The sequence below is a fragment of the Streptomyces sp. NPDC054783 genome (assembly GCF_053611725.1).
In genome coordinates this window covers 70493-94052 of the sequence record NZ_JBSHAY010000017.1, presented here as the reverse complement: position 1 = coordinate 94052, position 23560 = coordinate 70493, and the positions used below count along the sequence as shown (strand labels likewise).

Annotated in this window: 22 protein-coding genes and 1 tRNA gene; 9 read left to right on the top strand and 14 right to left on the bottom strand. The window is 70.7% G+C overall.

Annotated features, from left to right (window positions below):
• Nucleotides 1-256 precede the first annotated feature (256 nt).
• Nucleotides 257-1144 (top strand): spermidine synthase, encoded by an 888-nt coding sequence (locus ACWGJ5_RS27370; protein ID WP_453312325.1) that lies wholly within the window; start codon nt 257-259, stop codon nt 1142-1144.
• A gap of 56 nt (nt 1145-1200) precedes the next feature.
• Here the strand turns inward: ACWGJ5_RS27370 and ACWGJ5_RS27365 are convergent, their stop codons facing one another.
• Nucleotides 1201-1713, bottom strand: a complete 513-nt coding sequence (locus tag ACWGJ5_RS27365; protein ID WP_453312324.1) for a hypothetical protein — start codon at nt 1711-1713, stop codon at nt 1201-1203.
• A 99-nt stretch (nt 1714-1812) separates the two neighbouring features.
• On the opposite strand from ACWGJ5_RS27365, the gene ACWGJ5_RS27360 reads away from it, so the two are divergent.
• The 3 genes from ACWGJ5_RS27360 to ACWGJ5_RS27350 all read left to right on the top strand — a co-directional run bounded on the left by ACWGJ5_RS27360 (nt 1813) and on the right by ACWGJ5_RS27350 (nt 5510).
• Nucleotides 1813-2532, top strand: a complete 720-nt coding sequence (locus ACWGJ5_RS27360; protein WP_228621828.1) for a response regulator transcription factor — start codon at nt 1813-1815, stop codon at nt 2530-2532.
• Nucleotides 2529-3911: a sensor histidine kinase gene (locus ACWGJ5_RS27355; protein ID WP_453312323.1), complete on the top strand. Its 1383-nt coding sequence runs from the start codon at nt 2529-2531 to the stop codon at nt 3909-3911. Before ACWGJ5_RS27360 ends, ACWGJ5_RS27355 begins: the two co-directional genes overlap by 4 nt.
• A gap of 132 nt (nt 3912-4043) precedes the next feature.
• On the top strand, nt 4044-5510 hold the full coding sequence (locus ACWGJ5_RS27350) for a glycoside hydrolase family 18 protein (protein WP_453312322.1): 1467 nt from the start codon (nt 4044-4046) through the stop codon (nt 5508-5510).
• Nucleotides 5511-5595: 85 nt separating this feature from the next.
• Here the strand turns inward: ACWGJ5_RS27350 and ACWGJ5_RS27345 are convergent, their stop codons facing one another.
• The 4 genes from ACWGJ5_RS27345 to ACWGJ5_RS27330 form a co-directional block, all read right to left on the bottom strand.
• Nucleotides 5596-7026, bottom strand: coding sequence for a GH1 family beta-glucosidase (locus ACWGJ5_RS27345; protein WP_453312321.1), 1431 nt, complete (start codon nt 7024-7026; stop codon nt 5596-5598).
• A gap of 127 nt (nt 7027-7153) precedes the next feature.
• Nucleotides 7154-8038: a carbohydrate ABC transporter permease gene (locus ACWGJ5_RS27340; RefSeq protein WP_453312320.1), complete on the bottom strand. Its 885-nt coding sequence runs from the start codon at nt 8036-8038 to the stop codon at nt 7154-7156.
• Nucleotides 8035-9060 carry a carbohydrate ABC transporter permease gene (locus tag ACWGJ5_RS27335; RefSeq protein WP_453312319.1) on the bottom strand — a complete coding sequence of 342 codons (1026 nt, stop codon included), beginning with the start codon at nt 9058-9060 and terminating at the stop codon, nt 8035-8037. The genes ACWGJ5_RS27340 and ACWGJ5_RS27335 overlap by 4 nt, the downstream gene beginning before the upstream one ends.
• On the bottom strand, nt 9057-10388 hold the full coding sequence (locus tag ACWGJ5_RS27330; protein WP_453312318.1) for an ABC transporter substrate-binding protein: 1332 nt from the start codon (nt 10386-10388) through the stop codon (nt 9057-9059). Before ACWGJ5_RS27330 ends, ACWGJ5_RS27335 begins: the two co-directional genes overlap by 4 nt.
• 319 nt (nt 10389-10707) lie before the next feature.
• On the opposite strand from ACWGJ5_RS27330, the gene ACWGJ5_RS27325 reads away from it, so the two are divergent.
• The gene (locus tag ACWGJ5_RS27325; protein WP_453312317.1) at nt 10708-11763 is read left to right on the top strand and encodes a LacI family DNA-binding transcriptional regulator; all 1056 of its coding nucleotides are present in this window, start codon (nt 10708-10710) and stop codon (nt 11761-11763) included.
• 87 nt (nt 11764-11850) lie between these two features.
• Here ACWGJ5_RS27325 and ACWGJ5_RS27320 read toward each other — a convergent pair whose 3' ends face one another.
• Together ACWGJ5_RS27320 and ACWGJ5_RS27315 are read right to left on the bottom strand one after the other, a co-directional pair.
• Nucleotides 11851-12816 (bottom strand): NAD(P)H-dependent flavin oxidoreductase, encoded by a 966-nt coding sequence (locus ACWGJ5_RS27320; protein WP_453312316.1) that lies wholly within the window; start codon nt 12814-12816, stop codon nt 11851-11853.
• An 18-nt stretch (nt 12817-12834) separates the two neighbouring features.
• Nucleotides 12835-13221, bottom strand: a complete 387-nt coding sequence (locus tag ACWGJ5_RS27315; RefSeq protein WP_453312315.1) for a DoxX family protein — start codon at nt 13219-13221, stop codon at nt 12835-12837.
• Nucleotides 13222-13340: 119 nt separating this feature from the next.
• Here ACWGJ5_RS27315 and sigJ point away from each other — a divergent pair, with 119 nt between their 5' ends.
• Nucleotides 13341-14285, top strand: coding sequence for an RNA polymerase sigma factor SigJ (sigJ, locus tag ACWGJ5_RS27310; RefSeq protein WP_453312314.1), 945 nt, complete (start codon nt 13341-13343; stop codon nt 14283-14285).
• A gap of 84 nt (nt 14286-14369) precedes the next feature.
• On the opposite strand, the gene ACWGJ5_RS27305 is transcribed toward sigJ, so the two are convergent.
• From ACWGJ5_RS27305 to ACWGJ5_RS27290, 4 genes are all read right to left on the bottom strand, one after another.
• Nucleotides 14370-14442, bottom strand: a tRNA-His gene (locus tag ACWGJ5_RS27305).
• Nucleotides 14443-14571: 129 nt separating this feature from the next.
• Nucleotides 14572-15174: an oligoribonuclease gene (orn, locus tag ACWGJ5_RS27300; protein WP_453312313.1), complete on the bottom strand. Its 603-nt coding sequence runs from the start codon at nt 15172-15174 to the stop codon at nt 14572-14574.
• 113 nt (nt 15175-15287) lie between these two features.
• On the bottom strand, nt 15288-16502 hold the full coding sequence (locus ACWGJ5_RS27295) for a helix-turn-helix domain-containing protein (RefSeq protein WP_453312312.1): 1215 nt from the start codon (nt 16500-16502) through the stop codon (nt 15288-15290).
• A 378-nt stretch (nt 16503-16880) separates the two neighbouring features.
• Nucleotides 16881-17150 carry a hypothetical protein gene (locus ACWGJ5_RS27290; protein ID WP_453312311.1) on the bottom strand — a complete coding sequence of 90 codons (270 nt, stop codon included), beginning with the start codon at nt 17148-17150 and terminating at the stop codon, nt 16881-16883.
• 330 nt (nt 17151-17480) lie between these two features.
• Between ACWGJ5_RS27290 and ACWGJ5_RS27285 the strand changes: the two genes are divergently transcribed.
• Both ACWGJ5_RS27285 and ACWGJ5_RS27280 read left to right on the top strand, forming a co-directional pair.
• A complete protein-coding gene (locus ACWGJ5_RS27285) occupies nt 17481-18008 on the top strand; it encodes a universal stress protein (protein ID WP_228621811.1) in 528 nt (175 codons plus the stop codon).
• Between the two features lie 144 nt (nt 18009-18152).
• Entirely contained in the window at nt 18153-18713 is a 561-nt protein-coding gene (locus tag ACWGJ5_RS27280; RefSeq protein ID WP_228621810.1) for a GPR1/FUN34/YaaH family transporter, read from the top strand.
• 69 nt (nt 18714-18782) lie between these two features.
• On the opposite strand, the gene glmS is transcribed toward ACWGJ5_RS27280, so the two are convergent.
• Both glmS and ACWGJ5_RS27270 read right to left on the bottom strand, forming a co-directional pair.
• Nucleotides 18783-20600 carry a glutamine--fructose-6-phosphate transaminase (isomerizing) gene (gene glmS / locus ACWGJ5_RS27275; protein WP_453312310.1) on the bottom strand — a complete coding sequence of 606 codons (1818 nt, stop codon included), beginning with the start codon at nt 20598-20600 and terminating at the stop codon, nt 18783-18785.
• A 12-nt stretch (nt 20601-20612) separates the two neighbouring features.
• On the bottom strand, nt 20613-20870 hold the full coding sequence (locus ACWGJ5_RS27270; RefSeq protein WP_453312309.1) for a hypothetical protein: 258 nt from the start codon (nt 20868-20870) through the stop codon (nt 20613-20615).
• Nucleotides 20871-21035: 165 nt separating this feature from the next.
• Here ACWGJ5_RS27270 and ACWGJ5_RS27265 point away from each other — a divergent pair, with 165 nt between their 5' ends.
• The gene (locus ACWGJ5_RS27265; RefSeq protein ID WP_453312308.1) at nt 21036-22601 is read left to right on the top strand and encodes a fibronectin type III domain-containing protein; all 1566 of its coding nucleotides are present in this window, start codon (nt 21036-21038) and stop codon (nt 22599-22601) included.
• Between the two features lie 45 nt (nt 22602-22646).
• Here ACWGJ5_RS27265 and ACWGJ5_RS27260 read toward each other — a convergent pair whose 3' ends face one another.
• A complete protein-coding gene (locus ACWGJ5_RS27260; protein WP_453312307.1) occupies nt 22647-23537 on the bottom strand; it encodes a DUF4429 domain-containing protein in 891 nt (296 codons plus the stop codon).
• Between the last annotated feature and the right edge of the window lie 23 nt (nt 23538-23560).

The window sequence follows — 23560 nt, the reverse complement described above, 5'->3', positions numbered from 1 at the left end:
TCCGGCTCGGTCGGGGGATCGGTGGCAGCGGCTCGGCTGGTTGAGGGGCCGGTGGTTGTCGGTGGCAGCGGCCCGGCCGGGCGGGGGGGTCGGTGGCTGTCGGTGGAGCGGCTCGGCCGGTCGGGGGATCGACAGCTACCGGTGGAGCGGCACGGCTGGTCGGAGGGTCGGCGGTTGTCGGTGGAGCGGCCCGGCTGGTCGGGAGGGGGTGGTTGTCCGTGCGGCGGGGGTGCGGGCGGGCTGCGACAATGGTCCGGTGGGCGGGTCCAGGAGCACGCGGAAGGCACAGCACACGCGGCGCAGGCCGGCGGCCGTCGAAGCCGTCGTGGAGGCGGTCGACGGCGGGCTCGCGCAGCTCGTACCCGACCCCGACCGGGGCCGTGCCTGGACGCTGCTGATCGACGGCGCGCCCCAGTCGCACGTCGACCTGGACGACCCCGCCCATCTCTCCTTCGAGTACCAGCGCCGTCTCGGCCATGTCATCGACCTCGTCGCCCCGCCCGGCAAGCCCGTGCACGTCGTGCACCTCGGCGGCGGCGCGTTCACCCTCGCCCGGTACACCGCCGCCACCCGGCCCCGCTCCACCCAGCAGGTCGTCGAGCGGGACGCGACTCTGGTCCAACTGGTCCGCCGGGAGCTGCCGTTGGACCCGAACGCCCGGATCCGGGTCAGATCGGCCGACGCCCGCGAGGGCCTCGCCAAGATGCCCGACGGCTGGGCCGACCTGGTCATCGCCGACGTCTTCAGCGGCGCCCGCACCCCGGCGCATCTCACCTCCACCGAGTTCCTGGACGAGGTCCGCCGGGCCCTGAAGCCGAACGGGGTCTACGCCGCCAACCTCGCCGACGGCCCGCCGCTCGCCCATCTGCGCGGCCAGATCGCCACCGCCGCCGCACGGTTCGCCGAGCTCGCGCTGATCGCCGACCCGGCCGTCCTGCGCGGCAAGCGCTTCGGCAACGCCGTCCTGGTCGCCTCCGACGCCCCGCTCCCGGTCGCCGAACTCACCCGCCGCGCCGCCTCCGACCCGCACCCGGTCCGGGTCGAACACGGCAAGCCGCTCACCGACTTCACCGGCGGCGCGGCCCCCGTGACGGACGCGGCGGCCGTGGCCTCCCCGGCCCCGCCGCCGTCGGTGTTCCGGTGACCCGGTTCTCCGCGGGCGCGCGGCTCGGCTGACCCGATTCCGCCCGGGCGCGGGGCTCAGTAGTTCCCGATGTCCACATGCGGCGGCCCGTCGTGCCAGGTGCACATCACCGACACCCGGTCCGTGCCGCTGCTGAACTCCACCCGGATCCACGTCTCCGTCTTCCACACCTGCATCGACCAGCCGGTCCCCGGTGTCGCCGAGACGAGCGTGGCACTGGACGGGCCCAGGTCGAACACGGCCCGGCCGCCGTCGGTGTCGTACGACTTGACCCGGCCGGACGCGGACGAGGAGGCGGTGGAGGAGAGGGCGTGGCCCGGTGACCGCGTGGGTGCCGGGCTCGGTGCCGTCGGGCTGGCCGACGGCCGCCTCGACGGGGACGGGCGATGCGTCGGCGAGTTCACGGACTTCGAGCCCTGGGCCGTCGCGTCGGCGGCCGTGACCGGCAGGGCGCGCGGTGGGTCGTACGCCGTCCCGGCCATCACCGTGTGCACACCCCACCACGACAGCGTGACCGCCGCTCCGGTCGCGAGCAGCCACGCCAGTACGTGTACGAGTCCTCTGCGCATCGCGGGCCATCCTGCCCCAGGGGGACGGCCGTGCGCACATCATCCGAGTTATCCACAGGCGTCCGCCCGGCACGGGCGCCATGGCGTACGGTGCGGCGCATGGCAAGTGTGCTCGTGGTCGAGGACGACCAGTTCGTACGCTCGGCGCTCATCCGGCATCTGACCGACGCCGCACACACCGTGCGCAGCGTCGGTACGGCACTGGAGGCGCTGCGCGAGGTCGCCCATTTCCGTTTCGACGTGGTCATCCTGGACCTCGGACTGCCGGACCTGGACGGCTCCGAGGCGCTGAAGATGCTGCGCGGCATCACCGACGTCCCCGTCATCATCGCCACCGCCCGGGACGACGAGACGGAGATCGTCCGGCTGCTCAACGCCGGCGCGGACGACTACCTGACCAAGCCGTTCTCCGTCGAACACCTCTCCGCGCGGATGGCGGCCGTGCTGCGCCGGGCCCGGTCGGGAGGCGGCGAGGCCCCGCCGTCCAGCGTCCTGCGGGTCGGCGGCCTGACCGTCGACCCGCTGCGCCGCCAGGCCGAGTTGGACGGGATCCGACTGGACCTCACCCGCCGCGAGTTCGACCTGCTCGCCTTCCTCGCCGGCCGCCCCGGGGTGGTCGTCCCGCGCAGGGAACTGCTTGCCGAGGTCTGGCAGCAGTCCTACGGCGACGACCAGACCATCGACGTCCATCTGTCCTGGTTGCGCCGTAAATTGGGGGAGACGGCCGCACGGCCCCGTTATCTGCACACGCTCCGGGGTGTCGGCGTGAAGCTCGAACCGCCCACGGAACCATCGGCGGACGGGGAGCCGGTGCGATGAGATGGGCCCTGGTCAAGGTGTGCCTGGCGGTCACCACGATGGTCGTGGTCGCCTTCGCGGTCCCGCTCGGCCTGGTCGTCAAGGAGATGGCCCGCGACCGGGCGTTCTCGAACGCCGAGCGGGAGGCCGCCGCCGTCGCGCCGGCGCTGTCCATCACCACGGACCGGGACAAACTGGAGCGGGTCGTGGCCTCGGCCGGCGCCGACTCCGGGATGGCCGTGCATCTGCCCGCCGCCGGAGCCCGGCCCGCGCTGGACATCGGCCGCCGGCGCGCCGCCGACCGCGACATCCAGGCGGTACGGAGACTGGGCCGCGCCTCCACGACCTCGGTGGCCGGCGGCTCCACACTGCTCCAGCCGGTCGCGCTCGGCTCCGGTGACATCGCGGTCGTCGAGGTGTACGTCCCCGAGTCCGAGGTGACCAACGGCGTCGGCACGGCCTGGGCGGTGCTCGCGGGCGTCGGCCTCGCGCTGATCGTCGGCTCGGTCGCGGTCGCCGACCGGCTCGGGGTGCGCATGGTGCTGCCCGCCCAGCGGCTGGTCGAGGGGGCGCACGACCTGGGCGAGGGCAAGCTGGGCGCCCGGGTGCCCGAGGACGGCCCGACCGAACTGCGGCTCGCGGCCGTGGCGTTCAACTCCATGGCCGACCAGGTCGTCCAACTCCTCGCCAACGAGAGGGAGTTGGCGGCGGACCTTTCGCATCGCCTGCGTACACCGCTGACCGTGCTGCGGCTCAACGCGGCCTCCCTGGGCGGCGGACCGGCCGCCGAGCAGACCCGGTCCGCGGTCGCCCAGCTGGAGCGCGAGGTCGACACCATCATCCGTACGGCCAGGGAGGCCAAGCCGCAGACGGCCGCCCTCGGTCCCGGCGCCGGGTGCGACGCGGCGGAAGTGGTGCGCGAGCGCATGGAGTTCTGGTCCGCGCTCGCCGAGGACGAGGGCCGCAAGTGGCGGGTGGCCGGCGTCGAGCGGCCGGTGCGCCTGCCCGTGGCCCGCGCCGATCTGGCCGCCGCGCTCGACGCCCTGCTCGGCAATGTGTTCCGGCACACCGCCGAGGGCACCGCCTTCGCGGTCGACGTGCACAACGGCGAGGACGCGGTGATCGTGCTGGTCTCCGACGCGGGCCCCGGCATATCCGACCCGGAGGCGGCGATGGCCCGCGGCCGCGGCTCCGGAAGCGCCGGTTCGACCGGCCTCGGGCTCGACATCGTGCGCCGGCTCGCCGAGTCCACCGGCGGGGACGTCCGAGTCGGCACCTCGGTGCTGGGCGGCACCGAGGTGCGGATCTGGTTCCAGCTGGGCGGGCGGCGGCCGGTGGCGCGGGGCCGTGTCCGAAGACGCCGATCGGGCAAACCGGTCCCCACTGGTCTCGACCATTAATCGTCCCCGATGCCTTCCTTAAGTGAACCCTAAGGTCTGCAACGGCCGTCCGGATCAGGCCGTTTGCCCGATTCCGGATCGCTAGCGTGCTGCCGCACCTCACCCCCGTGAACAGCGAAGGCAGGCACGCGCATGACCACGCACCGGCGCAGGATCAGTGGCAGGAACAAGGCGATAGGCGGTCTCGTGGCCGCGGCCGTGGTCGGCGGTGGCGCGCTCCTGCTCACCGGCACCGCAAACGCGGCCGGCGTGAACGCCGCGTACACCAAGACCAGCGACTGGTCGACCGGCTACACCGCGCAGTACGTCGTCACCAACAACAGCGGCCAGACCGAGAAGACCTGGACCCTGGAGTTCGACCTCCCGGCGGGCGCCAGGCTCGGCTCGCTGTGGAACGGCGAGTCGAGCGTCAGCGGCTCGCACGTCACCGTGAAGCCCGCGAAGTGGGACACCGAGGGCCTCGCCGCCGGCAAGTCGGTGACCGTCGGATTCGTGGTCGACGGGAAGGGCGACCCGACCGGCTGTCGTATCGACAACTCCCAGTGCTCCGCGGACGGCAGCGCCACCCCGGAGCCCAGCGGCCGCCCCACCGCGACCCAGTCGCCGACCCCGACCGCCACCCCGACCAAGAGCCCCACTCCCACCCCGACCAGGACGGCCACCCCGACGCCGACCGCCTCCCAGACCACCGGCAGCGGCACCACCGCCTCCGCCGGCTTCGCCCCGTACGTCGACACCTCCCTCTACCCGGCCTTCGACCTGGTCGGCGCGGCCGACGCGACCGGCGTGAAGAACTTCAACCTCGCGTTCGTCACCGACGGCGGTGGCTGCACCCCCAAGTGGGGCGGTGTCACCGACCTGACCAGCGACGCCGTCGCCACGCAGATCGGCTCCCTGCGCGCCAAGGGCGGTGACGTCCGGGTCTCCTTCGGCGGCGCGTCCGGCTCCGAACTGGCCACCACCTGCTCCTCGGCGGACGCGCTGGCGGCGGCGTACGGCAAGGCGGTCGACGCGTTCAAGCTGACCAAGGTCGACTTCGACGTCGAGGGCGGCGCGCTGCCGAACACGGCGGCGAACACCCTCCGGGCGAAGGCGATAGCGAAGCTCCAGGCGCAGCACCCGAACCTGGACGTCTCCTTCACCCTCCCGGTGATGCCCGAGGGCCTCACCCAGGACGGCGTGAACCTGCTGTCCAACGCCAAGTCCAACGGCGCGAAGATCTCCACCGTCAACATCATGGCGATGGACTACGGCGCCTCGTACAACGGCGACATGGGTGACTACGCCCAGCAGGCCGCCACCGCCACCCAGGCCCAGGTCAAGAGCGTCCTCGGCCTGTCCGACGCCGCCGCCTGGAAGACGGTCGCCGTCACCCCGATGATCGGCGTCAACGACGTCTCCACGGAGATCTTCAAGGTGGACGACGCCACCCAGCTGGTGAACTTCGCCAAGTCCAAGGGTCTCGGCGGCCTGTCGATGTGGTCCGCGGCCCGCGACAAGCAGTGCGCGGGCGGCGCGAAGAACTCCGCCGACCCCACCTGCAGCTCGATCGTCCAGGACAAGTTCGCCTTCTCGAAGGCGTTCGGCGCCTTCAACTGACCCGCGCCCTCAACTGACCCGCGACGACGGGCGTCATGCAAGGGGCGCGGCAATCCGGGGGGATTGCCGCGCCCCTTCGCGTGGGTCAGGCCGCCGACTCCACCCCCGGCAGCACCCCCGTCCGCGCGACCTCCCCGTACCACCGCGCGCTCGACTTCGGCGTCCGCTCCAGCGTGGCGTAGTCCACGTACACCGCGCCGAACCGCTTGCCGTAGCCGTAAGCCCACTCGAAGTTGTCCATCAGGGACCACAGGTAGTAGCCGCGGACATCGGCGCCGTCGCTGATCGCGCGGCGGACCTCGGACAGGTGGCCGTGCAGGTAGGCGATGCGCTCGGGGTCGTGGACGCGGCCGTCGGGGTCGGGCTTGTCGTCGTAGGCGGCGCCGTTCTCCGTCACGTACAGCGGCAGACCCGGCGCCTCGCGCGCGTAGCGCATGAGCAGGTCGTACAGGCCGGTCGGATCGATCGTCCAGCCCATCTCCGTGCGCTCGCCCGGGGTCTGGTGGAAGAGCACGTCGTCGGCGCCCGGCCAGGGGGAGTGCGCGCTGGCGCCGTGGCCGTCCGCCCGGGGGCCTTTGACCTCTACGGACGCGGCCGAGACCAGGGCCGGGGTGTAGTAGTTCAGGCCCAGCGCGTCCAGGGGGACGTTGATCGTGCGGGTGTCGCCGTCCAGGACGTACGACCAGTCGGTGATCGAGGCCGTCGCCTCCAGCAGCGACTCCGGGTACGTCCCGTGCAGCATCGGGCCGTGGAAGATCCCGTTGGCCAGGTCGTCGATCCGGCGAGCCGCCGCGAGGTCGGCCGGGTCTTGCGAGAGGGGCCGTACGACGGAGGAGTTGAGGCTGATCGCGACCTCGTTGCGGGCCGGCATGACCGAGCGCAGGGCGGAGGCCGCGAGACCGTGCGCGAGGTTGAGGTGGTGGGCGGCGCGCAGCGAGGCCGCCGGGTCGGTACGGCCGGGGGCGTGGACGCCGGAGCCGTAGCCCAGGAAGGCACTGCACCAGGGCTCGTTGAGGGTGATCCACTGTTCCACCCGGTCGCCCAGCGCCTCGCCGACCAGCCCTGCGTACTCGGCGAACCGGAGCGCGGTGTCCCGCTGCGGCCAGCCGCCCGCGTCCTCCAGCTCCTGCGGCAGGTCCCAGTGGTAGAGGGTGAGTGCCGGTTTGATGCCGTGGGCGAGGAGTTCGTCCACCAGCCGGCGGTAGAAGTCCAGGCCGCGCTGGACCGCCGGGCCCCGGCCCGTGGGCTGTACCCGGGACCAGGAGACCGAGAAGCGGTACGCGGTCAGGCCCAGCTCCGCCATCAGCGCCACGTCCTCGCGGAAGCGGTGGTAGTGGTCGACGGCGGTGTCACCGGTCTCACCGCCGGCCGTCCTGCCCGGCGTATGGCTGAAGGTGTCCCAGATCGAGGGGGTGCGGCCGTCCTCCCGCACCGCCCCCTCGATCTGGTAGGCCGAGGTCGCGGCGCCCCACAGGAAGGCGGGAGGAAAGGTCACGGAGGTAACGGGTTCAGGCATGGAAGCGCTCCCATTGGGGGTCGTAGGAGACCAGGGGTCGATGGAGGGGGAGGGGAGGGGGAGGCGGAGGCGGAGGGGGGAGGAAGGGGCCGGGGCGGCGGTGGCCCGGCCCCTGTGCACAGGGGTGTCAGCCCTTGATCGCGCCCTGCATGATCCCGCCCACGATCTGCTTGCCGAACAGGACGAACGCGACCAGCAGCGGCAGCGTGCCGAGCAGCGCGCCCGCCATGATCACCGCCTGGTCCGGGACATACCCGGTGCCCAGCGAGTTCAGGGCCACCTGCACGGTCGGGTTCTGCTGGTTCAGGGCGATGATCGGCCACAGGAAGTCGTTCCAGGCGAACACGAACGTCAGCAGGCCGAGTACGGCCATCGCCGGACGCGCCGCCGGGAAGACCACGTGCCAGACGATCCGCAGGCTGCTCGCCCCGTCCACCCGGGCCGCCTCGATCAGCTCGGTCGGCAGCGCCTGCACCAGGTACTGCCGCATGAAGAACGTACCGAAGGCGGTGACGAGACTCGGCAGGATCACCGTCTGCAGCTGGTTCGACCAGCCGAGGTCCGACATCCACAGGTACAGCGGTACGACGGCCAGCTGCGGCGGGATCATCATCGTGCCGATGGTCAGCAGCAACAGCAGGCTGGAGAAGCGGAACCGCAGCTTGGCGAAGGCGAAGCCGGCCAGGGTCGAGAACAGCACCGTGCTCACCGTGATCGTGCCCGCCACGATCACCGAGTTGAACATCGCGGTGCCCAGCCCCGCCTGGTCCCAGGCCGTCTGCAGGTTCTTGAACAGGTTGCCGCCGAACCACAGCGGCGGCGGGGTCTGCGCGAGCCGCCGGTCGGTGCGGGACGCGGCGATCGCCGTCCACACCAGCGGGGCGAGGGAGACCAGCGCGAAGACGGTGAGCACGACGTACGTCACCGGGCCCGCGTGCAGCTGCTTGCCCGCGCCCATCCGGCCCCGGCGCAGGACGGTCCTGCGGGGCAGTGTCAGTTCACCGGTCGTCATTGGGACTTCCTCAGCCGTCGGGTGAGCAGCAGATTGACCGCGGCGATGACCAGCAGGATCAGGAACATCGACCAGGCGATCGCGGACGCCTTGCCGAGGTTGCCGATGATCCAGCCCTGGTCGTACATGTACAGACCGAGCGTCTGGTACTGGTGCTCCGAGCCGCCCTTGGACCCGCTGACCCCGCCGAACAGCAGCGGCTCGCCGAAGAGCTGCGTCGCGCCGATCGTCGAGACCACGACCGTGAACAGGATCGTCGGGCGCAGCTGCGGGATCGTCACATGCCGGAACTGCTGCCAGCGATTGGCGCCGTCGATCGCCGCCGACTCGTACAGATCGGTCGGGATCGCCTGCATGGCCGCCAGATAGATCAGCGCGTTGTAGCCGGTCCAGCGCCAGATCACGATCGACGACACCGCGAACTGCGAACCCCAGTCGGACTCACGCCAGTTGACGGGGTTCACCCCGAAGAAGTGCAGGATCCAGTTGACCATGCCGCCGTCCCACGAGTACAGCAGCGTGAACACCAGGGTCGCCGCGGCCACCGAGGTGGCGTACGGGGTCAGCATCACCACACGCCAGACGGTGGAGCCCCGCAGCCGGTAGTTCAGCAGATGCGCGAGCCCGATCGCGGCCAGCAGCTGCGGCACGGTCGAGATGACACCGATGGTCAGGGTGTTCTTCAGGGCGTTCCAGAAGAAATCCGAGGACCACAGGTTCTTGTAGTTGTCCAGGCCCGCCCAGGTCTGGTGGTCGAGGGCCGACAGCTGCACGTCGTGCAGCGAGTACCAGGCCGTGTAGAGCAGCGGGACCAGCGTGAACGCCCCGAACAGGACGAAGAACGGGGACACGAAGGCGTACGGCGACGCCTTCATGTCCCAGCGGTACAGCCGGCTGCGCCAGGAGTCGGCGCCCGCCGGCGTACCGCGACCGTGAGCGCCCCTCGCCGCGCCCGGCGGGGTGCCGGGCGCGGCGTCGGCACTCGACGCGGGGTGCGCGAGAGCCTGCTTGGGGCTGGTCACTGGCCGAGCACGTCCTTGATCTCCTTGGACGCCGCGTCCCAGCCCTGGGAGGGCGACTTGCCCTTCTGCTCGACCTGGAGGATGCCGACGTCGGTGATCGCGGAGTTGATCGGCTGGTCCTTGATGCCGAAGTACTGCGTCGGGATCGTCTTCGCCGAGTCGGAGAAGATCTGGGTGAGCGGCGCGTTCGAGAAGTACGTCGTGGTGTCCGCGGCCGGCTTCAGGTTCGCGTACGCCGACGGGGTCGACGGGAAACTCGCCTGCTTGGCGAAGACCTTGGCCTGCTGCTCGGGCGCGGTCAGCCACTTGGCCAGCGCGACGGCCTCCTTCTGGTGCTTGCTCGCGAGCGGCACGCCGAGCCAGGAGCCGCCCCAGTTGGCCGCGGTGGGCGCCGCCGCCACGTCCCACTTGCCCTTGCCGGAGTCGCCGGACTTCTGCTCGATGTAGCCGACCATCCAGGCCGGGCAGGCGACGGTGGCGAAGCCGGCGTTGGCGTAGCCCTGGTCCCAGGTGGGGTCGAACTGCTTCAGCTTCGCCGACATGTTGCTGGTGGCGACGTCCATGGCGACGTTCCAGGCCTTCTTCACGCCGTCGGACTTGTCCCAGGAGACGTTGCCGTCGTTGTCGTAGTACCGCTCGTCGGCGCCGCCGAGGGCCGCGTTGTAGACGGAGGACGCGGAGTCCACGAACTTGGTGCCCTTGGGTGCCTTCTTCATGTACTGCTTGCCGACGTCGACGTACTTGCTCCAGTCGCCCTTCCACATCTCGGCGAGCTTGGTCCGGTCGGTCGGCAGCCCGGCCTTCTGGAACAGGTCCTTCCGGTAGCAGATGGCCATCGGCCCGATGTCCGTCCCGAGCCCGATGAGCTTGCCGTCCTTGGTGGTGGCCTGGGCGTTCTTCCAGTCCAGCCACTGGGACTTGTCGACCTCCTTGCCCAGGTCGACGAACTTGTTCGCCTGGGTCTGCACGGCCTCGGTGATGTTGCCGATCTCGATGGCCTGGATGTCGTCGGTGCCGGACCCGGCCTGGAGGCGGGTGAGCACCTTCGGCCAGTACACGTCGGTGCGGGTGGTGACGTTCTCCTTGATGTTGATGTCCGGGTGCAGCTTCATGTACTCGTCATAGAGGCCGGACTGCTTGTAGCCGAAGACGCCGAAGGTACCGATGGTCAGCGTGATCTTGCCTTTGCCACTGCCGTTTCCGCCGCCGGAGCCGTCCGACGAGCCGTCGTCCGAGTCCTTGGCGCAGCCTGCCAGCAGCCCCGTGGCCAACGCGGCAACGGCCGTGAGGGCCATCAGCCGCTGGGACCGGCGGATGCTCGTGCGCATTGCGTCCTCCTGTTGCCTGACGTGCCGACCCCCCGGCCAACTGCATGGAATTGGGCCCGTTCGTACTCGCTGCGGCTCGGGCGGGGAACGTGCGGGATGTGTAGGTGCCAGGTACTGTGGGAGCGCTCCCATGAGTGATGTGTTGAAGAGTCGCCGGTCCGGAGCGGGGTGTCAAGGGAGCGGACAGCGGCAACTGCGTTCAGTTATCTGAGCGTTAACTGCGGGTCCCGGGGCGCGGCGCCCGGGGGCGGTCACCGCAGCGAACGGTGCTGTTACATTCCAGGCCAGCACCACGAGTCGGTCGAGAAAGGCGGAGCCCATGGCAAGCCACGGAGCGCGGGGCCGGAGCGGGGGCCGGCCCACGCTCGAGGAGGTCGCCGCCCGTGCCGGGGTCGGCCGGGGCACGGTCTCGCGGGTGATCAACGGCTCGCCCCGGGTCAGCGACGCCACCCGCGCCGCGGTCGAGGCGGCGGTCGCCGAGCTCGGCTACGTCCCCAACACCGCCGCCCGCGCCCTCGCCGCCAACCGCACCGACGCCATCGCGCTCGTCGTCCCCGAGCCGGAGACCCGCTTCTTCGCGGAACCGTACTTCTCCGACATGCTGCGCGGAGTCGGCTCCGAACTCTCCGACACCGAGATGCAGTTGCTGCTGATCTTCGCCGGCAGCGACCGCGAGCGCCGACGCCTCGCGCAGTACCTGGCGGCCCACCGGGTGGACGGCGTCCTGCTGGTCTCGGTCCACGCCGACGACCCCCTGCCCGATCTGCTGGCCCAGCTGGAGATCCCGGCCGTGATCAGCGGCCCCCGCTCGGTCGGCGAGACGCTCACCTCGGTGGACTCCGACAACTACGGCGGTGCCCGCTCGGCCGTGGAGCACCTGCTCTCCCGCGGCCGCACCCGCATCGCCCACATCACCGGCCGCCTCGACGTCTACGGCGCCCAGCGCCGTGTCGACGGCTACCGCGACGCCCTGCGCGACGCGGGCCGGGAGGTGGACGAACTCCTCGTCGAACCCGGGGACTTCACGGAAGAGGGCGGCCGCCGGGCCATGTCCGTGCTCCTGGACCGACGCCCCGACCTGGACGCGGTCTTCGCCGGCTCGGACGTGATGGCGGCCGGTGCCCGCCAGGTGCTGCGCGAGGCGGGCCGCCGTATCCCGGACGACGTGGCCCTCGTCGGCTACGACGACTCCGCCATCGCCCGCCACATGGACCCGCCGCTGACCAGCGTCCGCCAGCCCATCGAGGAGATGGGCCGCGCGATGATCGACCTCCTCCTCACGGAGATCGCCGACCGCCGCCCGCCCGCGTCCCGGGGGCTGGAGCGGCAGCACGCGGTGCTGCCGGCGGAACTGGTGGCGCGGGCGTCGTCGTAGTCCTCGTACGAGCCAGTCCCCGTAGTCCTCGTACGAGCCAGTCCCCGTAGTCCTCGTACGAGCCAGTCCCCGTAGTTCTCGTACGAGTCAGTTCCCGCCGGCCCGTTTCAACGCGGCCTCGGCCTGTGCCGCCAGCGTGGTGACCAGGTGGGCTGCCGAGGGAAGGTCGGTGATGAGGTCCGCGCCCTCGCCCGCCCACCGCGGAAGTGCGGGGATGTCACCGCGTAGGACGGCCTCCCGGTACGACCGCCCGGCCTCGGGGTCGGCGGCGAGTTCCGTCTCCCGTCCGCGCCAGCGGTCGAGGAAGGGGTGCGGGAGAGTACGGGCGGTGTACTTCGCCGGCCAGCGCGAGCCGCGGGCGATGTCCAGCACCCGGTTGCGCTCGGTGTCCTCGCTGCGGCCCGCGACGATGGCCCGGGCGGTCGCGGGGTCGACCAGGGCCTCGGCCGTGGCCTGGAAGCGGGTGCCGAGCAGCGCACCCGCGGCGCCCAGGGCCAGGGCGGCCGCCACACCCCGGCCGTCGGCGATCCCGCCGGCCGCGAGCACCGGCACGGGCGCCGCCAGGTCCACCACGACGGGCACGAACGGCAGTGTGGACCGCCCCTGCCGGGCCCCGTGCCCGCCGGCCTCGGTGCCCTGCGCCACGATCACGTCGGCGCCCAGATCCACCGCCCTGCGCGCCTCCTCCAGGTCGGTCACCTGAAGGATCAGCGCCGCATCGGAGGCGCGGATGCGCTCGGCGAACGGGCCCGGGTCACCGAAGGACAGCATCACCGCCGCAGGGCCCTGCTCCAGCGTCCACTCCACCGCACCCACATCGACGGCCCACGCCTGGAAGCCGACACCCCAGGGCCTTCCTGCGCGCTCGGCGGCCAGGACGGGCAGTTCGCGGGCCAGCCAGTCCCGGTCGCCGTTGCCGCTGCCCAGCAGTCCGAGCCCGCCGCCGCGCGAGACCGCCGCGGTCAGCGCCCCGCCGGCCGAACCGCCCATCGGTGCCAGGGCGATCGGATGCTCGACACCGAACAGCCGTGTGAACGCCGTGGACAACGCCATGACAGCCGTCCTCTCTTGTCAGCGGATGAAGGACTCGGGGCCGAAGCGGCCCCACGCCACGAACGCTGCCAGGACGATGTAGACCACGTCCACCATCATGAGTCCGACCTCGTGACGCCGGAGTCGGGTGATCGCCGCACCGATCATGAGCAGCACCAGGCCGAGGGCGGCCAGCGGCACCAGAACCGGCGCGATGCCGAGCGCGGCGGGCAGGACCAGTCCGACCGCGGCCAGCACCTCGAGGGCACCGATGGCCTTCACACCGCCGCCGCTGAAGTCGTTCACCCATTGCGCACTGGGTCCGAAGGCGGCGATCTTCTCCTTGGCCAGGACCACCTTGCCGCCGCCGCTGAGCAGATAGGCGACGGCGAGCAGTCCGGTGACGATCCACAGCGCGAGGTTCATGTGCGGTCTCCTTGTTCCCGTCCTTCGATGTCGCCCCTCTGAGACAGGGCAGCCCGGCGATCTGTGACAGGAGCGGATACGCTGCTGGACGTCTTGCGGATGTTCGAAGGGGGGAATCCGTGCCGGCAACAGCGGTTGGGACGGACGCGGACGGATACCGGTCGCTGCTGTTCTCCATCGCCTACGGGATGACCGGTTCCGTGGGCGACGCCGAGGACATCGTGCAGGACGCCTTCCTCGGCCTGACCCGGGCGCGCCGGGCCGGGACCCCGGTGGCGAACCTGAAGGCGTACCTGACCACCTCGGTCACGCGACTGGGCATCAACTACCTGAGCTCGGCACGGGTTCGGCGGGAGACCTATGCGGGCGACTGGCTGCCCGAGCCGGTGGTCGTGTCCGCCGACCGGCCCGGACCGGCCGAGCACGCCGAACTGTACGACTCGCTGTCGATGGCGTTCCTCGTGCTGCTGGAGGCCCTCTCCCCGGTGGAGCGGGCGGTGTTCGTGCTGCGCGAGGTCTTCGGGTACGGCTATCCGGAGGTGGCGAGCCTCACCGGCAAGTCCGAGGCGAACTGCCGGCAGATCTTCGCCCGCGCCAGAAAGCGCATCGGCCCCGGCGGACAGGTCGTCGACAGCCCGACCCCGGTGCGGCGGGCGGAGAGCGAGGAGCTCGCCCGCAAGTTCTTCGCGGCCGCAGAGGGCGGCGACATGGACGCGCTGCTCGACATGCTCGCCCCGGACGTGGTGTTCCACGGGGACGGCGGTGGCAAGGCGCGGGCGCTCGCCAGATCGGTGACCGACGCGCGGCGCGTCGCCCGGCTGCTGGTCGGCGGCCTGCGCCGGGTCGGGAAACTTGGCGCCTTCCTGGAGGCGGCCCGGATCAACGGCCGCCCGGGCGGCGTGATCTACGACGCGGAAGGGCGCGTGGCCAGTGTGATCGAGGTCGACGTCGTCGAGGGGCGGATCCGGGCGATCCGTTCCGTGTCCAACCCCGACAAGCTCGACCACCTCGGCCCGGTGTCGGACATCGGGCGACTGCCGGAACGGGGGGCCGCCGATCACTGACGGCCGACGGCCACCGGTGCGGCCACCGGGGCAACGAAAGAGGCCGATGACTGCAGTGCGCAGATCATCGGCCTCTCGGGCGAGGGTGAGTGACGGGACTCGAACCCGCGACATCCTGGACCACAACCAGGTGCTCTACCAGCTGAGCTACACCCACCACGACCGGCGGTTGAACTCGTCGTTTCCCCGACCGGCCGAGAAGAAGTCTACAGGGTCCGAAGGGGTGCTCGCGCACAGGTTTTCGCGCGGGCCGCCGAGCGGACCCCGAAAGGCCGCAGATGTGTCGTTACTGCGCGGGCAGTACGTGCTTGGCGGCGATCTTCTTCGCGGTGTCGGAGTCCGGGCCGGGCTGCGGGACGAAGACGGCCTCGCGGTAGTAGCGCAGCTCGGCGATCGACTCGCGGATGTCGGCGAGGGCCCGGTGGTTGCCGTTCTTCTCCGGGCTGTTGAAGTACGCCCTGGGGTACCAGCGGCGGGCCAGCTCCTTGATGGAGGACACGTCGACGATCCGGTAGTGCAGGTAGTCCTCCACGGTCGGCATGTCCCGCAGCAGGAAGCCGCGGTCGGTGCCGACGGAGTTGCCGCACAGCGGGGCCTTGCCGGGCTCCTTCACGTACTCCTTCACATACGCCAGCACCTGCTCCTCGGCGTCCTTCAGGGTCGTGCCGTTCGGGAGCTCGGCGAGGAGCCCGGACGCGGTGTGCATCTGACGCACCACCTCCGGCATCGTCTCCAGCGCCTGGTCCGGCGGGCGGATGACGATGTCCACCCCCTCGCCGAGTACGTTCAGCTCGGAGTCGGTGACGAGGGCGGCCACCTCGATGAGCGCGTCGTCGGACAGCGAGAGGCCGGTCATCTCGCAGTCGATCCACACCATGCGATCGTTCATGCGACCACCCTAAAGCTGACGTCGGCTTTTGGGGTCACCCGTGTTCGGCGGGGAAAGCACGGGGCTGGTCGTCGGGGCGGCGAAAAGGGGGCGAGCTGTGCTCGCCCCCTCTCTCAGCTACCGCTCCGCGGCCCCGGCAGCAGGCCCACCGCGCCCGCCGCCGTACGGCGGCTCTGCATGGGGACCCCGCTGTCGCGGTCCGGGTGCAGCATGGGTGCATGACCCACCGGTCCGGGGCCCGCGAGGCCCGTGGGCGGGCCCGGCTGGCCGGCGGGTGGCAGGGGCTCCGCGTCGACGGGCCTCTCGCCCTGCGGCCTGCGGGCCCGGTAGGCGGCCCGGTAGGCGGCGGGGGAGGAGCCGAGCTGGCGGCGGAAGTGCCCGCGCAGCGCGACGGGGGAGCGGAAGCCGCAGCGGCCCGCCACCTCGTCCACGGAGTAGTCCGACGTCTCCAGGAGGCGCTGTGCCTGCAGCACTCGCTGGGTGATCAGCCACTGCAGCGGCGCGCTGCCGGTCAGCGAGCGGAACCGGCGGTCGAACGTGCGGCGGCTCATATAGGCGCGTGCCGCCAGGGTCTCCACGTCGAACTGCTCGTGGAGGTGTTCCAGCGCCCAGGCGACGACCTCGGCGAGCGGGTCGGCGCCGATCTCCTCGGGTAAAGACCGATCGAGATAGCGCTCCTGACCGCCGCTGCGGCGCGGTGGGACCACCAGGCGGCGGGCCAGCGCGCCGGCCGCCTCGTTGCCGTGGTCCATCCGCACGATATGGAGACAGAGATCGATTCCGGCCGCCGTACCCGCCGACGTCAGGACGTCGCCGTCGTCCACGAACAGCTCTCGTGGATCGACGTGCACCGACGGATAGCGCTTGGCCAGCGTCGGCGCGTACATCCAGTGGGTCGTCGCCGGGCGGCCGTCCAGCAGGCCCGCCGCCGCGAGGACGAAGGCGCCGGTGCAGAGCCCTACGATGCGGGCACCCTCCTCGTGCGCCCGGCGCAGCGCGTCGAGCGCCTCCTCCGGTGGCGGCGCGGTGATCGACCGCCAGGCCGGTACGACGACCGTCCCGGCGCGGGATATCGCCTCCAGTCCATGCGGTGCGCTGAGTTCCAGGCCCCCTGTGGTCCGCAGCGGGCCCTCCTCGCCGGCGCACACCAGCAGTCGGTAGCGCGGCACGCCGGCGTCCTGGCGGTCTATCCCGAACACCGACAGCGGAATGGAACTCTCGAAGATGGGGCCGCCGCTGAACAGCAGCACCGCGACGATCTCCTTGCGGCGTCGCCCGGAGAGCTTCCGGGCTGCGGCTTCCGGCGCGGCAGTGGAGTCGTGGCTCATACTGCTAAGCCCCCCTCGGTGGTCGCGGCTCCTCGGTTGTGTCGCTCCTGCACGTTTCCCCTCGGTCCTGCACGAGTCCCCCGCCGTAAGACAGTCAAGATCGAATCTACTGGCTCCCGCGGTCTCACGGTGACCAGTTCCACACGCCCGAGATTGTCGACATGACAACTTGGCGTGAAGCATTCGATCACGAAGCGTTGCACTCGCGGAGCGTGCAGGGAAGTGCGCCTTGTCGCAGTGGCCAAACCACGTAGGGTGCGCAGCCGCCCGTGGACCCTTTCCGTGCAGGTCGAACGGGGGTTGGGGGGTGGTTGGGGGCCCTTTTCGGCAACATTCAGAAGTTGGCTGAAAAGAAGCGTTCGGGGGTGCGAAAACAGGTCAGTCGACCGGTGTCCGTCGGCGGGTGTGACGTCCGCCTCTTTGCTCGGCGCAACCCGCCGCACACCGCTCCGACCGGCGCAGCAGGAAGCGGCACACGGCCGTGACGGCGGCCAGGCCCAGGGCGGCGCCCGCCGCGCCGGCCAGCGAGGTGCCGTACCAGACCAGGACGACGGGGACGAGGACGCAGCTGAAGACGGCCCAGCGGATCACATCGCTCACGGTGTCCGGCGCGGGCCGCGGCTCGGAGGTGGATCGGTGACCGGGCATGACTCGTATCTCCCTGTGGCGGTGGCTCGCACGGTTCAACGTCTGTTCGACCGGTCGGTCACCGGCCGTACATCTGTTGATCCTGTGCAAACCGCCTGTACGGGGCAGCAACCATTGCGTTACGGGCGCCGCTCGTGCATGCTCCGGTGAACCCCTACGGACGTCGGGGGACCGCTTACGGAGCGTGCGCGGGATCTGGGCTCGGGAGGCGTGCCGCCGTACCCTTGGGGGTATGGGGTTGGGAAGATGTTTCCCGGACACAGCTCCGTGACACAGTTCCGCGCGCACTGTTGTCCAAACCCATAAAAGGATCACAACGCCGAGACAGCCATGGCCGGTCACGAATTCTTCGAACCCGCGGACCGCAAGCGACCGGTCGCCGACCCCACGGCGGCCGATCCCCAGGCGGCGGAAGAGCCACGCCCCATCTGCGACCCAGCCTTCCGGCACGGAGTCGTCGTCGGCTTCGACGGCTCCACGTCCAGTGAGCGCGCCCTCGCCTACGCCATCGGCATGGCCCACCGCTCCCACTCGGGTCTGATCATCGTCCATGTCGCCAACCGGCTGCCCACCACCGTCTGGGCCGGCTGTGAGCCGCCCGTCTTCGTGGACGTGCCGGACCATCGCACCGAGGTCCTCGGCCTGGAGCTGGCGTGCGCGGACTATCTGGCCGAGGTGCCGTGGATCCTGGTCGAGCGGGGCGGGGACATCTGCCACGAACTCGAAGAGGTGGGGCGGGAGTACGAGGCGGACGCGATCGTCGTCGGCTCCACGCACGGCATCGTCGGGCGCATCTTCGGCTCCGTCGCGGGGCGGCTCGCCAAGCGGGCGCAGCGACCGGTGATCGTCATCCCGTGACCCGCGTCCTCTGAGCCTCTCGGCTGCCTGCCTGTCAACTCCCTTTGTGCAGCGCGAAACTACTCGCGCGTAGAGGTGGTTTGTGCCCTTGTGAAGGGCATATACCGGTCACCGCGCAACAGCACAGCATGAAGGGAGCCCGCCGTGGACAACGAAGTCTCTGCGGGAAGCGGAAACACCACCGTGGTCGGCCGACTCGCCCTGGGAATCACCCTGTTGGCGTTCGGGCTCGGTACGACCGGTGTCATTCACGGCGTAGCCGCGTCCGACGCCGTCTCACTCGCCCACTACGTGGGCGGAGTTGCCCTGTTCCTCGTCGGTCTGCTGGCCTTCCGGGGCGGCGACAGCGCCTCCGGTACGGGCTTCGTGGCCCTCGGCGCACTGTGGTTCACCTGGGCCGTGGCAGGTCAGTCCTCCGCCAACGGAGCCGGGCTCTTCCTGCTCCTCTTCGCCCTGGTGGCGCTCACCCTGACCCTCGCGGGCGGGGACAGCCTCGGTCAGGTCATGCACGGGCTGCTGTTCCTGGCCATGCTGGTGCTGGCCGTCGCGGCCTTCGCCGACAGCTCTTCTCTGGCCAAGGTGGGCGGCTGGGTCGCCGCGGTGTCCGGCGCGGTGGCCTGGTACGCCGCCACGGCCGCGCTGGCGCACTGGCCGACGGCGCTTCCTGGTCGTGCTGCGGGCCGGGGGGTGACGGCCGCCGGCTGATTCGAGCAGCACTGAACGGACCCCCACGTGGAGGTGGCACACGTGGGGGTCCGTTCTGCTGTGGCGGAATTACTCCACCGTCACCGACTTCGCGAGGTTGCGGGGCTTGTCGATGTCCCTGCCCAGGGCCTTCGCCGTGTGGTAGGCCAGCAGCTGCAGCGGGATGCCCATCAGGATGGGGTCGAGTTCGTCCTCGTTCTTCGGGACGACGATCGTCTGGTCGGCCTTCTCCTGGTGCTGGTGGGCCACCGCGAGGATCTTGCCGCTGCGGGCCTTGATCTCCTCCAGGGCCGCGCGGTTCTTCTCCAGCAGGTCGTCGTCGGGGACGATCGCGACCGTGGGCAGGGCCGGCTCGATCAGGGCCAGCGGGCCGTGCTTCAGCTCGGAGGCCGGGTAGGCCTCGGCGTGGATGTAGGAGACCTCCTTGAGCTTCAGGGAGGCCTCGCGGGCCACCGGGTAGCCCCGCACGCGGCCGATGAAGAGCATCGAGCGGGCGTCGGCGTACAGCTCGGCCAGCTCCTTGACCTTCTCCTCCTGCTTGAGGATCTCGGTGATCTGCTCCGGCAGCTTCCTCAGGCCCTCGATGATCCGCTTGCCGTCGCGGACCGAGAGGTCACGGGTGCGGCCCAGGTGCAGGGCGAGCAGGGCGAAGGCGACGGTCATGTTGGTGAAGCACTTGGTCGACACCACGCAGACCTCGGGTCCGGCGTGCACGTAGATGCCGGCGTCCGCCTCACGGGCGATCGCCGAGCCGACCACGTTGACGACGCCGAAGACCCGGGCGCCCTTGCGCTTCAGCTCCTGGACGGCGGCGAGGACGTCGTACGTCTCACCGGACTGGGAGACGGCCACGTACAGGGTGTCGGGGTCCACGACCGCGTTGCGGTAGCGGAACTCGGAGGCCGGCTCGGCGTCGGCGGGGATGCGGGCCAGCTCCTCGATCATCTGGGCGCCGATCATGCCCGCGTGGTACGAGGTGCCGCAGCCGAGGATCTTCACGCGGCGGATCTGCCGGGCCTCGCGGGCGTCCAGGTTGAGGCCGCCGAGGTGCACGGTGGAGAAGCGGTCGTCGATGCGGCCGCGCAGCACGCGGTCCACGGCGTCGGCCTGCTCGAAGATCTCCTTGTGCATGTAGGTGTCGTGGCCGCCCATGTCGTACGACTCGGCCTCCCACTCCACCGTGGTGGGCTCGGCGGTGGTGCGCGTGCCCTCGGTGGTGTAGGTGCGGAAGTCGTCGGCCTTGAGGGTGGCCATCTCGCCGTCGTCCAGCGTCACTATCTGGCGGGTGTGGGTGACCAGGGCGGCGATGTCGGACGCGACGAACATCTCCTTCTCGCCGATGCCGAGGACGACCGGGGAGCCGTTGCGGGCCACCACGATCCGGTCGGGGAAGTCGGCGTGCAGGACCGCGATGCCGTAGGTGCCCTCGATCACGCGGACGGCCTGGCGGACCTTGTCCTCCAGCTTCTCGGCGGTGGAGCGGGCGATGAGGTGGGTGAGGACCTCGGTGTCGGTCTCGGAGAGGAACTCGACACCGTCCGCCTCCAGCTTGCGGCGCAGGTCGGAGGCGTTGTCGATGATGCCGTTGTGCACGACGGCGACCTTGTTGTCGGCCGACATGTGCGGGTGGGCGTTGGTGTCGGAGGGGGCGCCGTGGGTGGCCCAGCGGGTGTGGGCTATGCCGGTGGTGCCCTTGAAGCGCGCCGGGACCTTGGCCTCCAGGTCGCGTACCCGGCCCTTGGCCTTGACCATCTTCAGGCCGGGCGCCTTCGGGGAGGTGACGACGATGCCCGCGGAGTCGTAGCCGCGGTACTCCAGCCGCTGCAGACCCTCCAGGAGGAGAGGGGCGACGTCACGCTTCCCGATGTATCCGACAATTCCGCACATGTACAGGTATTCCTAGCCGTAGACGATGCGTCGCAGCTGCCTGAGCGTCAGCTCGGGCGGTGCCACCGCTCGATATTTGAGGTCCGCCCCGATCCGTTCGAAGATCTCCGTGTTCACCAGGCCCTGGGCCTGGAGTTCGCGGTGGCGGCGCCGGACGAAGTCCTCCGTCGACTCGTCGAAGTAGGCGAGCACCTCCTGGACCACCCGCAGCGCCTCGCCCCGGCTCAGGGGCGTGGACCGCATCAGGTGATCAAGAAGTTCGTCGTGCACCCGGTAGATCCTGGGCCACCGGCGCCGGATTCGCAAGAATCCTGCCCGATATCGGGCAGCTGCCTGTTGTCGGGCTGGTGGATCTCTGTTCCTCGGCTGTCCATCCTGTGTCTTGCGTCTCGTTGGAGATGTACACCATTTTCAGACTCCATGGACATTCCTCGTATGGGAGTACCGGAGAAGCTGGCCGCGCGCATGAGCATGGCGGAGCAGCACGAGTACCTGCGCGCCAGATTCTCCCGGCGCACCATGATCAGAGGCGGCGCCGTCACGCTCGGCGCCGTCGCGGGTGGCGCGTTCGTGCCGGGCGCCACCGCCCAGGCCGCCGTGCCGACGCAAGCCACCGCCCCCGCCACGGAGGCGGTCGACGGCGCCCTCGTCGCCCCCTTCGGCCGCCACCTCGCCTACGGCAACGACCCGCGCACCGAGATGACGGTCTCCTGGCAGGTCCCGGTCGCCGTGAAGAACCCGTTCATCCGCATCGGCGCCCACCCCTGGGACCTCTCCCGCAAGATCGACGCCGAGGTCCGCACCCTCTACACCCCGGCCGGCGTCGGCGCGAGCGGCGATCACACGCAGTACTACCTGCACGCCCAGCTCACCCACCTGCGCCCGGGCAGGACCTACTACTACGGCGTCGGCCACGAGGGCTTCGACCCGGCCGAGCGGCACCTGCTGGGCACCCTGGGCACCTTCACCACCGCTCCCGCCCACAAGGCGCCGTTCACCTTCACCGCCTTCGGCGACCAGGGCGTCAGCTACCACGCCCTCGCCAACGACAGCCTGATCCTCGGCCAGAACCCGGCCTTCCACCTGCACGCCGGCGACATCGCCTACGGCGACCCGGCCGGCCAGGGCAAGACCACCGACACGGGCTTCGACTCGCGCACCTGGGACCAGTTCCTGTACCAGACCGAGTCGGTCGCCAAGCAGATCCCGTGGATGGTCAGTTACGGCAACCACGACATGGAGGCCTGGTACTCGCCCAACGGCTACGGCGGCGAGGAGGCCCGCTGGACCCTCCCGGACAACGGCCCGGACGCGAAGAACCTGCCCGGCGTCTACTCCTTCGTCCACGGCAACACCGCGGTCGTCTCGCTGGACCCCAACGACGTCTCCTTCGAGATCCCGGCGAACCTGGGCATCTCGGGCGGAACCCAGACGACGTGGTTCGAGACCCAGCTGAAGAAGTACCGGGCGTGTGACGACGTCGACTTCATCGTCGTCTTCTTCCACCACTGCGCCTACTGCACCTCCACGGCGCACGCCTCGGAGGGGGGCGTGCGCCAGGAGTGGGTGCCGCTGTTCGAGAAGTACCAGGTGGACCTGGTCATCAACGGCCACAACCACCAGTACGAGCGCACCGACGTGATCAAGGACAACAAGGTCACCAAGAAGCTCCCGATCGGCGGCACCGCCTACCCCGAGACCGAGGGTGTGGTCTACGTCACCGCCGGCGCGGCGGGCCGCAGCCTGTACGCGTTCAGCGCCCCGGACTCCTACGAGGGCAACGAGCACGAGGTCGACTCCGTCGCCTCCTTCATCAACACCAAGGACGGCAAGGTCAACGAGACCGTCGCCTGGTCCCGGGTCCGCTACCTGAACTACTCCTTCCTGCGCGTGGACGTCACCCCCGCGCCGAAGGGCCGCCAGACCACGCTGACGGTGTCGGGCATCGCCGAGACCGGTGACCGCATCGACCACTTCACGGTGTCCCGCACCGCGAAGTAGGGATTCGTCAGCGTCTTCGGGCCCCGGGCGGTCCTCACCCGCGCTCTACATGCGCTTGAGGACCGCCTGCTTGGCCAGGGCGAACTCCTCGTCGGTCAGCACCCCGTCCCGGCGCAGTTCGCCCAGCTCGCGCAGGCGCCGCAGCAGGGCGTCGTGCTCGTTCTCGGCGGCCGGCTCCTTGGCGAGCACCACGGGCTGCGGGCGTACGCCGTCCTCCTCGGCGGGGGCCGCAGGGGCCGCGGGATGCGGCAGCCGCGCCTGCACGGCGGCGGCCACCAGCGCCATCAGCGGATCCTTCTTGAACCCCCACAGCTCGACCGCGTTCGGGTCGTACTTCGGCGGTGCCGTCACCGGGGCGTCGCGCACCAGGAACCGCAGATGGCCGTTCTCCAGCCCGGCCGCCGGCTGCCACTCCACGCCGACGACGTCCGCGAGGCGGATCGCACGGGGGCCGCCGGAGGACTTGGCGTCCTCCGTCTTCCAGTTCCACTCCAGCCGCACCCGCTCCCCGTCGAAGGTCGCCGTGCCGTCCCCGGCGGAGGCGGACACCGGCAGCGACGGCCCCGGCAGCAGGTACCCGTCGACCGGCTGCGGTGAAACCCCGTCCAGCAGCAGGGCGTTGCGCACCTCGTCCGCGAAGTACTCGGCGACGCCGTACCGGTCGGACTCCACCGTCAGCTGGTACGGGTCGTTCGGCTCGGCGAGCCGGCCGCCGGTGGCCTGCGTCAGCGGATCGGCGCCGTCGCGCAGCCGCAGCCGCAGCCGCCCCGACCGCCGGCCCTGCTCGAAGGAGACACCGGCCAACGCCCCCAGCGGTACGACGAGTTCCCCCAGCTCACGGCGGAGCGGGCTCACGTTCTTGTCCCGCCCCGGGGTGAGCCGCAGGGCATCGCCGTCGAAGGCCCAGGTGCCGTCCTTCTGGATGATTTCCGCCATGGAGGGATTGTTTCATCGGATCT

Coding starts and splice junctions, on each gene's coding strand:
- orn (WP_453312313.1), bottom strand. CDS start 15,174: ATGAACGATCGCATGGTGTGGATCGACTGCGAGATGACCGGCCTCTCG.
- ACWGJ5_RS27325 (WP_453312317.1), top strand. CDS start 10,708: ATGGCAAGCCACGGAGCGCGGGGCCGGAGCGGGGGCCGGCCCACGCTC.
- ACWGJ5_RS27320 (WP_453312316.1), bottom strand. CDS start 12,816: ATGGCGTTGTCCACGGCGTTCACACGGCTGTTCGGTGTCGAGCATCCG.
- ACWGJ5_RS27290 (WP_453312311.1), bottom strand. CDS start 17,150: ATGCCCGGTCACCGATCCACCTCCGAGCCGCGGCCCGCGCCGGACACC.
- ACWGJ5_RS27265 (WP_453312308.1), top strand. CDS start 21,036: ATGGGAGTACCGGAGAAGCTGGCCGCGCGCATGAGCATGGCGGAGCAG.
- ACWGJ5_RS27295 (WP_453312312.1), bottom strand. CDS start 16,502: ATGAGCCACGACTCCACTGCCGCGCCGGAAGCCGCAGCCCGGAAGCTC.
- ACWGJ5_RS27345 (WP_453312321.1), bottom strand. CDS start 7,026: ATGCCTGAACCCGTTACCTCCGTGACCTTTCCTCCCGCCTTCCTGTGG.
- ACWGJ5_RS27350 (WP_453312322.1), top strand. CDS start 4,044: ATGACCACGCACCGGCGCAGGATCAGTGGCAGGAACAAGGCGATAGGC.
- ACWGJ5_RS27340 (WP_453312320.1), bottom strand. CDS start 8,038: ATGACGACCGGTGAACTGACACTGCCCCGCAGGACCGTCCTGCGCCGG.
- glmS (WP_453312310.1), bottom strand. CDS start 20,600: ATGTGCGGAATTGTCGGATACATCGGGAAGCGTGACGTCGCCCCTCTC.
- ACWGJ5_RS27330 (WP_453312318.1), bottom strand. CDS start 10,388: ATGCGCACGAGCATCCGCCGGTCCCAGCGGCTGATGGCCCTCACGGCC.
- ACWGJ5_RS27285 (WP_228621811.1), top strand. CDS start 17,481: ATGGCCGGTCACGAATTCTTCGAACCCGCGGACCGCAAGCGACCGGTC.
- ACWGJ5_RS27360 (WP_228621828.1), top strand. CDS start 1,813: ATGGCAAGTGTGCTCGTGGTCGAGGACGACCAGTTCGTACGCTCGGCG.
- ACWGJ5_RS27365 (WP_453312324.1), bottom strand. CDS start 1,713: ATGCGCAGAGGACTCGTACACGTACTGGCGTGGCTGCTCGCGACCGGA.
- ACWGJ5_RS27260 (WP_453312307.1), bottom strand. CDS start 23,537: ATGGCGGAAATCATCCAGAAGGACGGCACCTGGGCCTTCGACGGCGAT.
- ACWGJ5_RS27315 (WP_453312315.1), bottom strand. CDS start 13,221: ATGAACCTCGCGCTGTGGATCGTCACCGGACTGCTCGCCGTCGCCTAT.
- ACWGJ5_RS27355 (WP_453312323.1), top strand. CDS start 2,529: ATGAGATGGGCCCTGGTCAAGGTGTGCCTGGCGGTCACCACGATGGTC.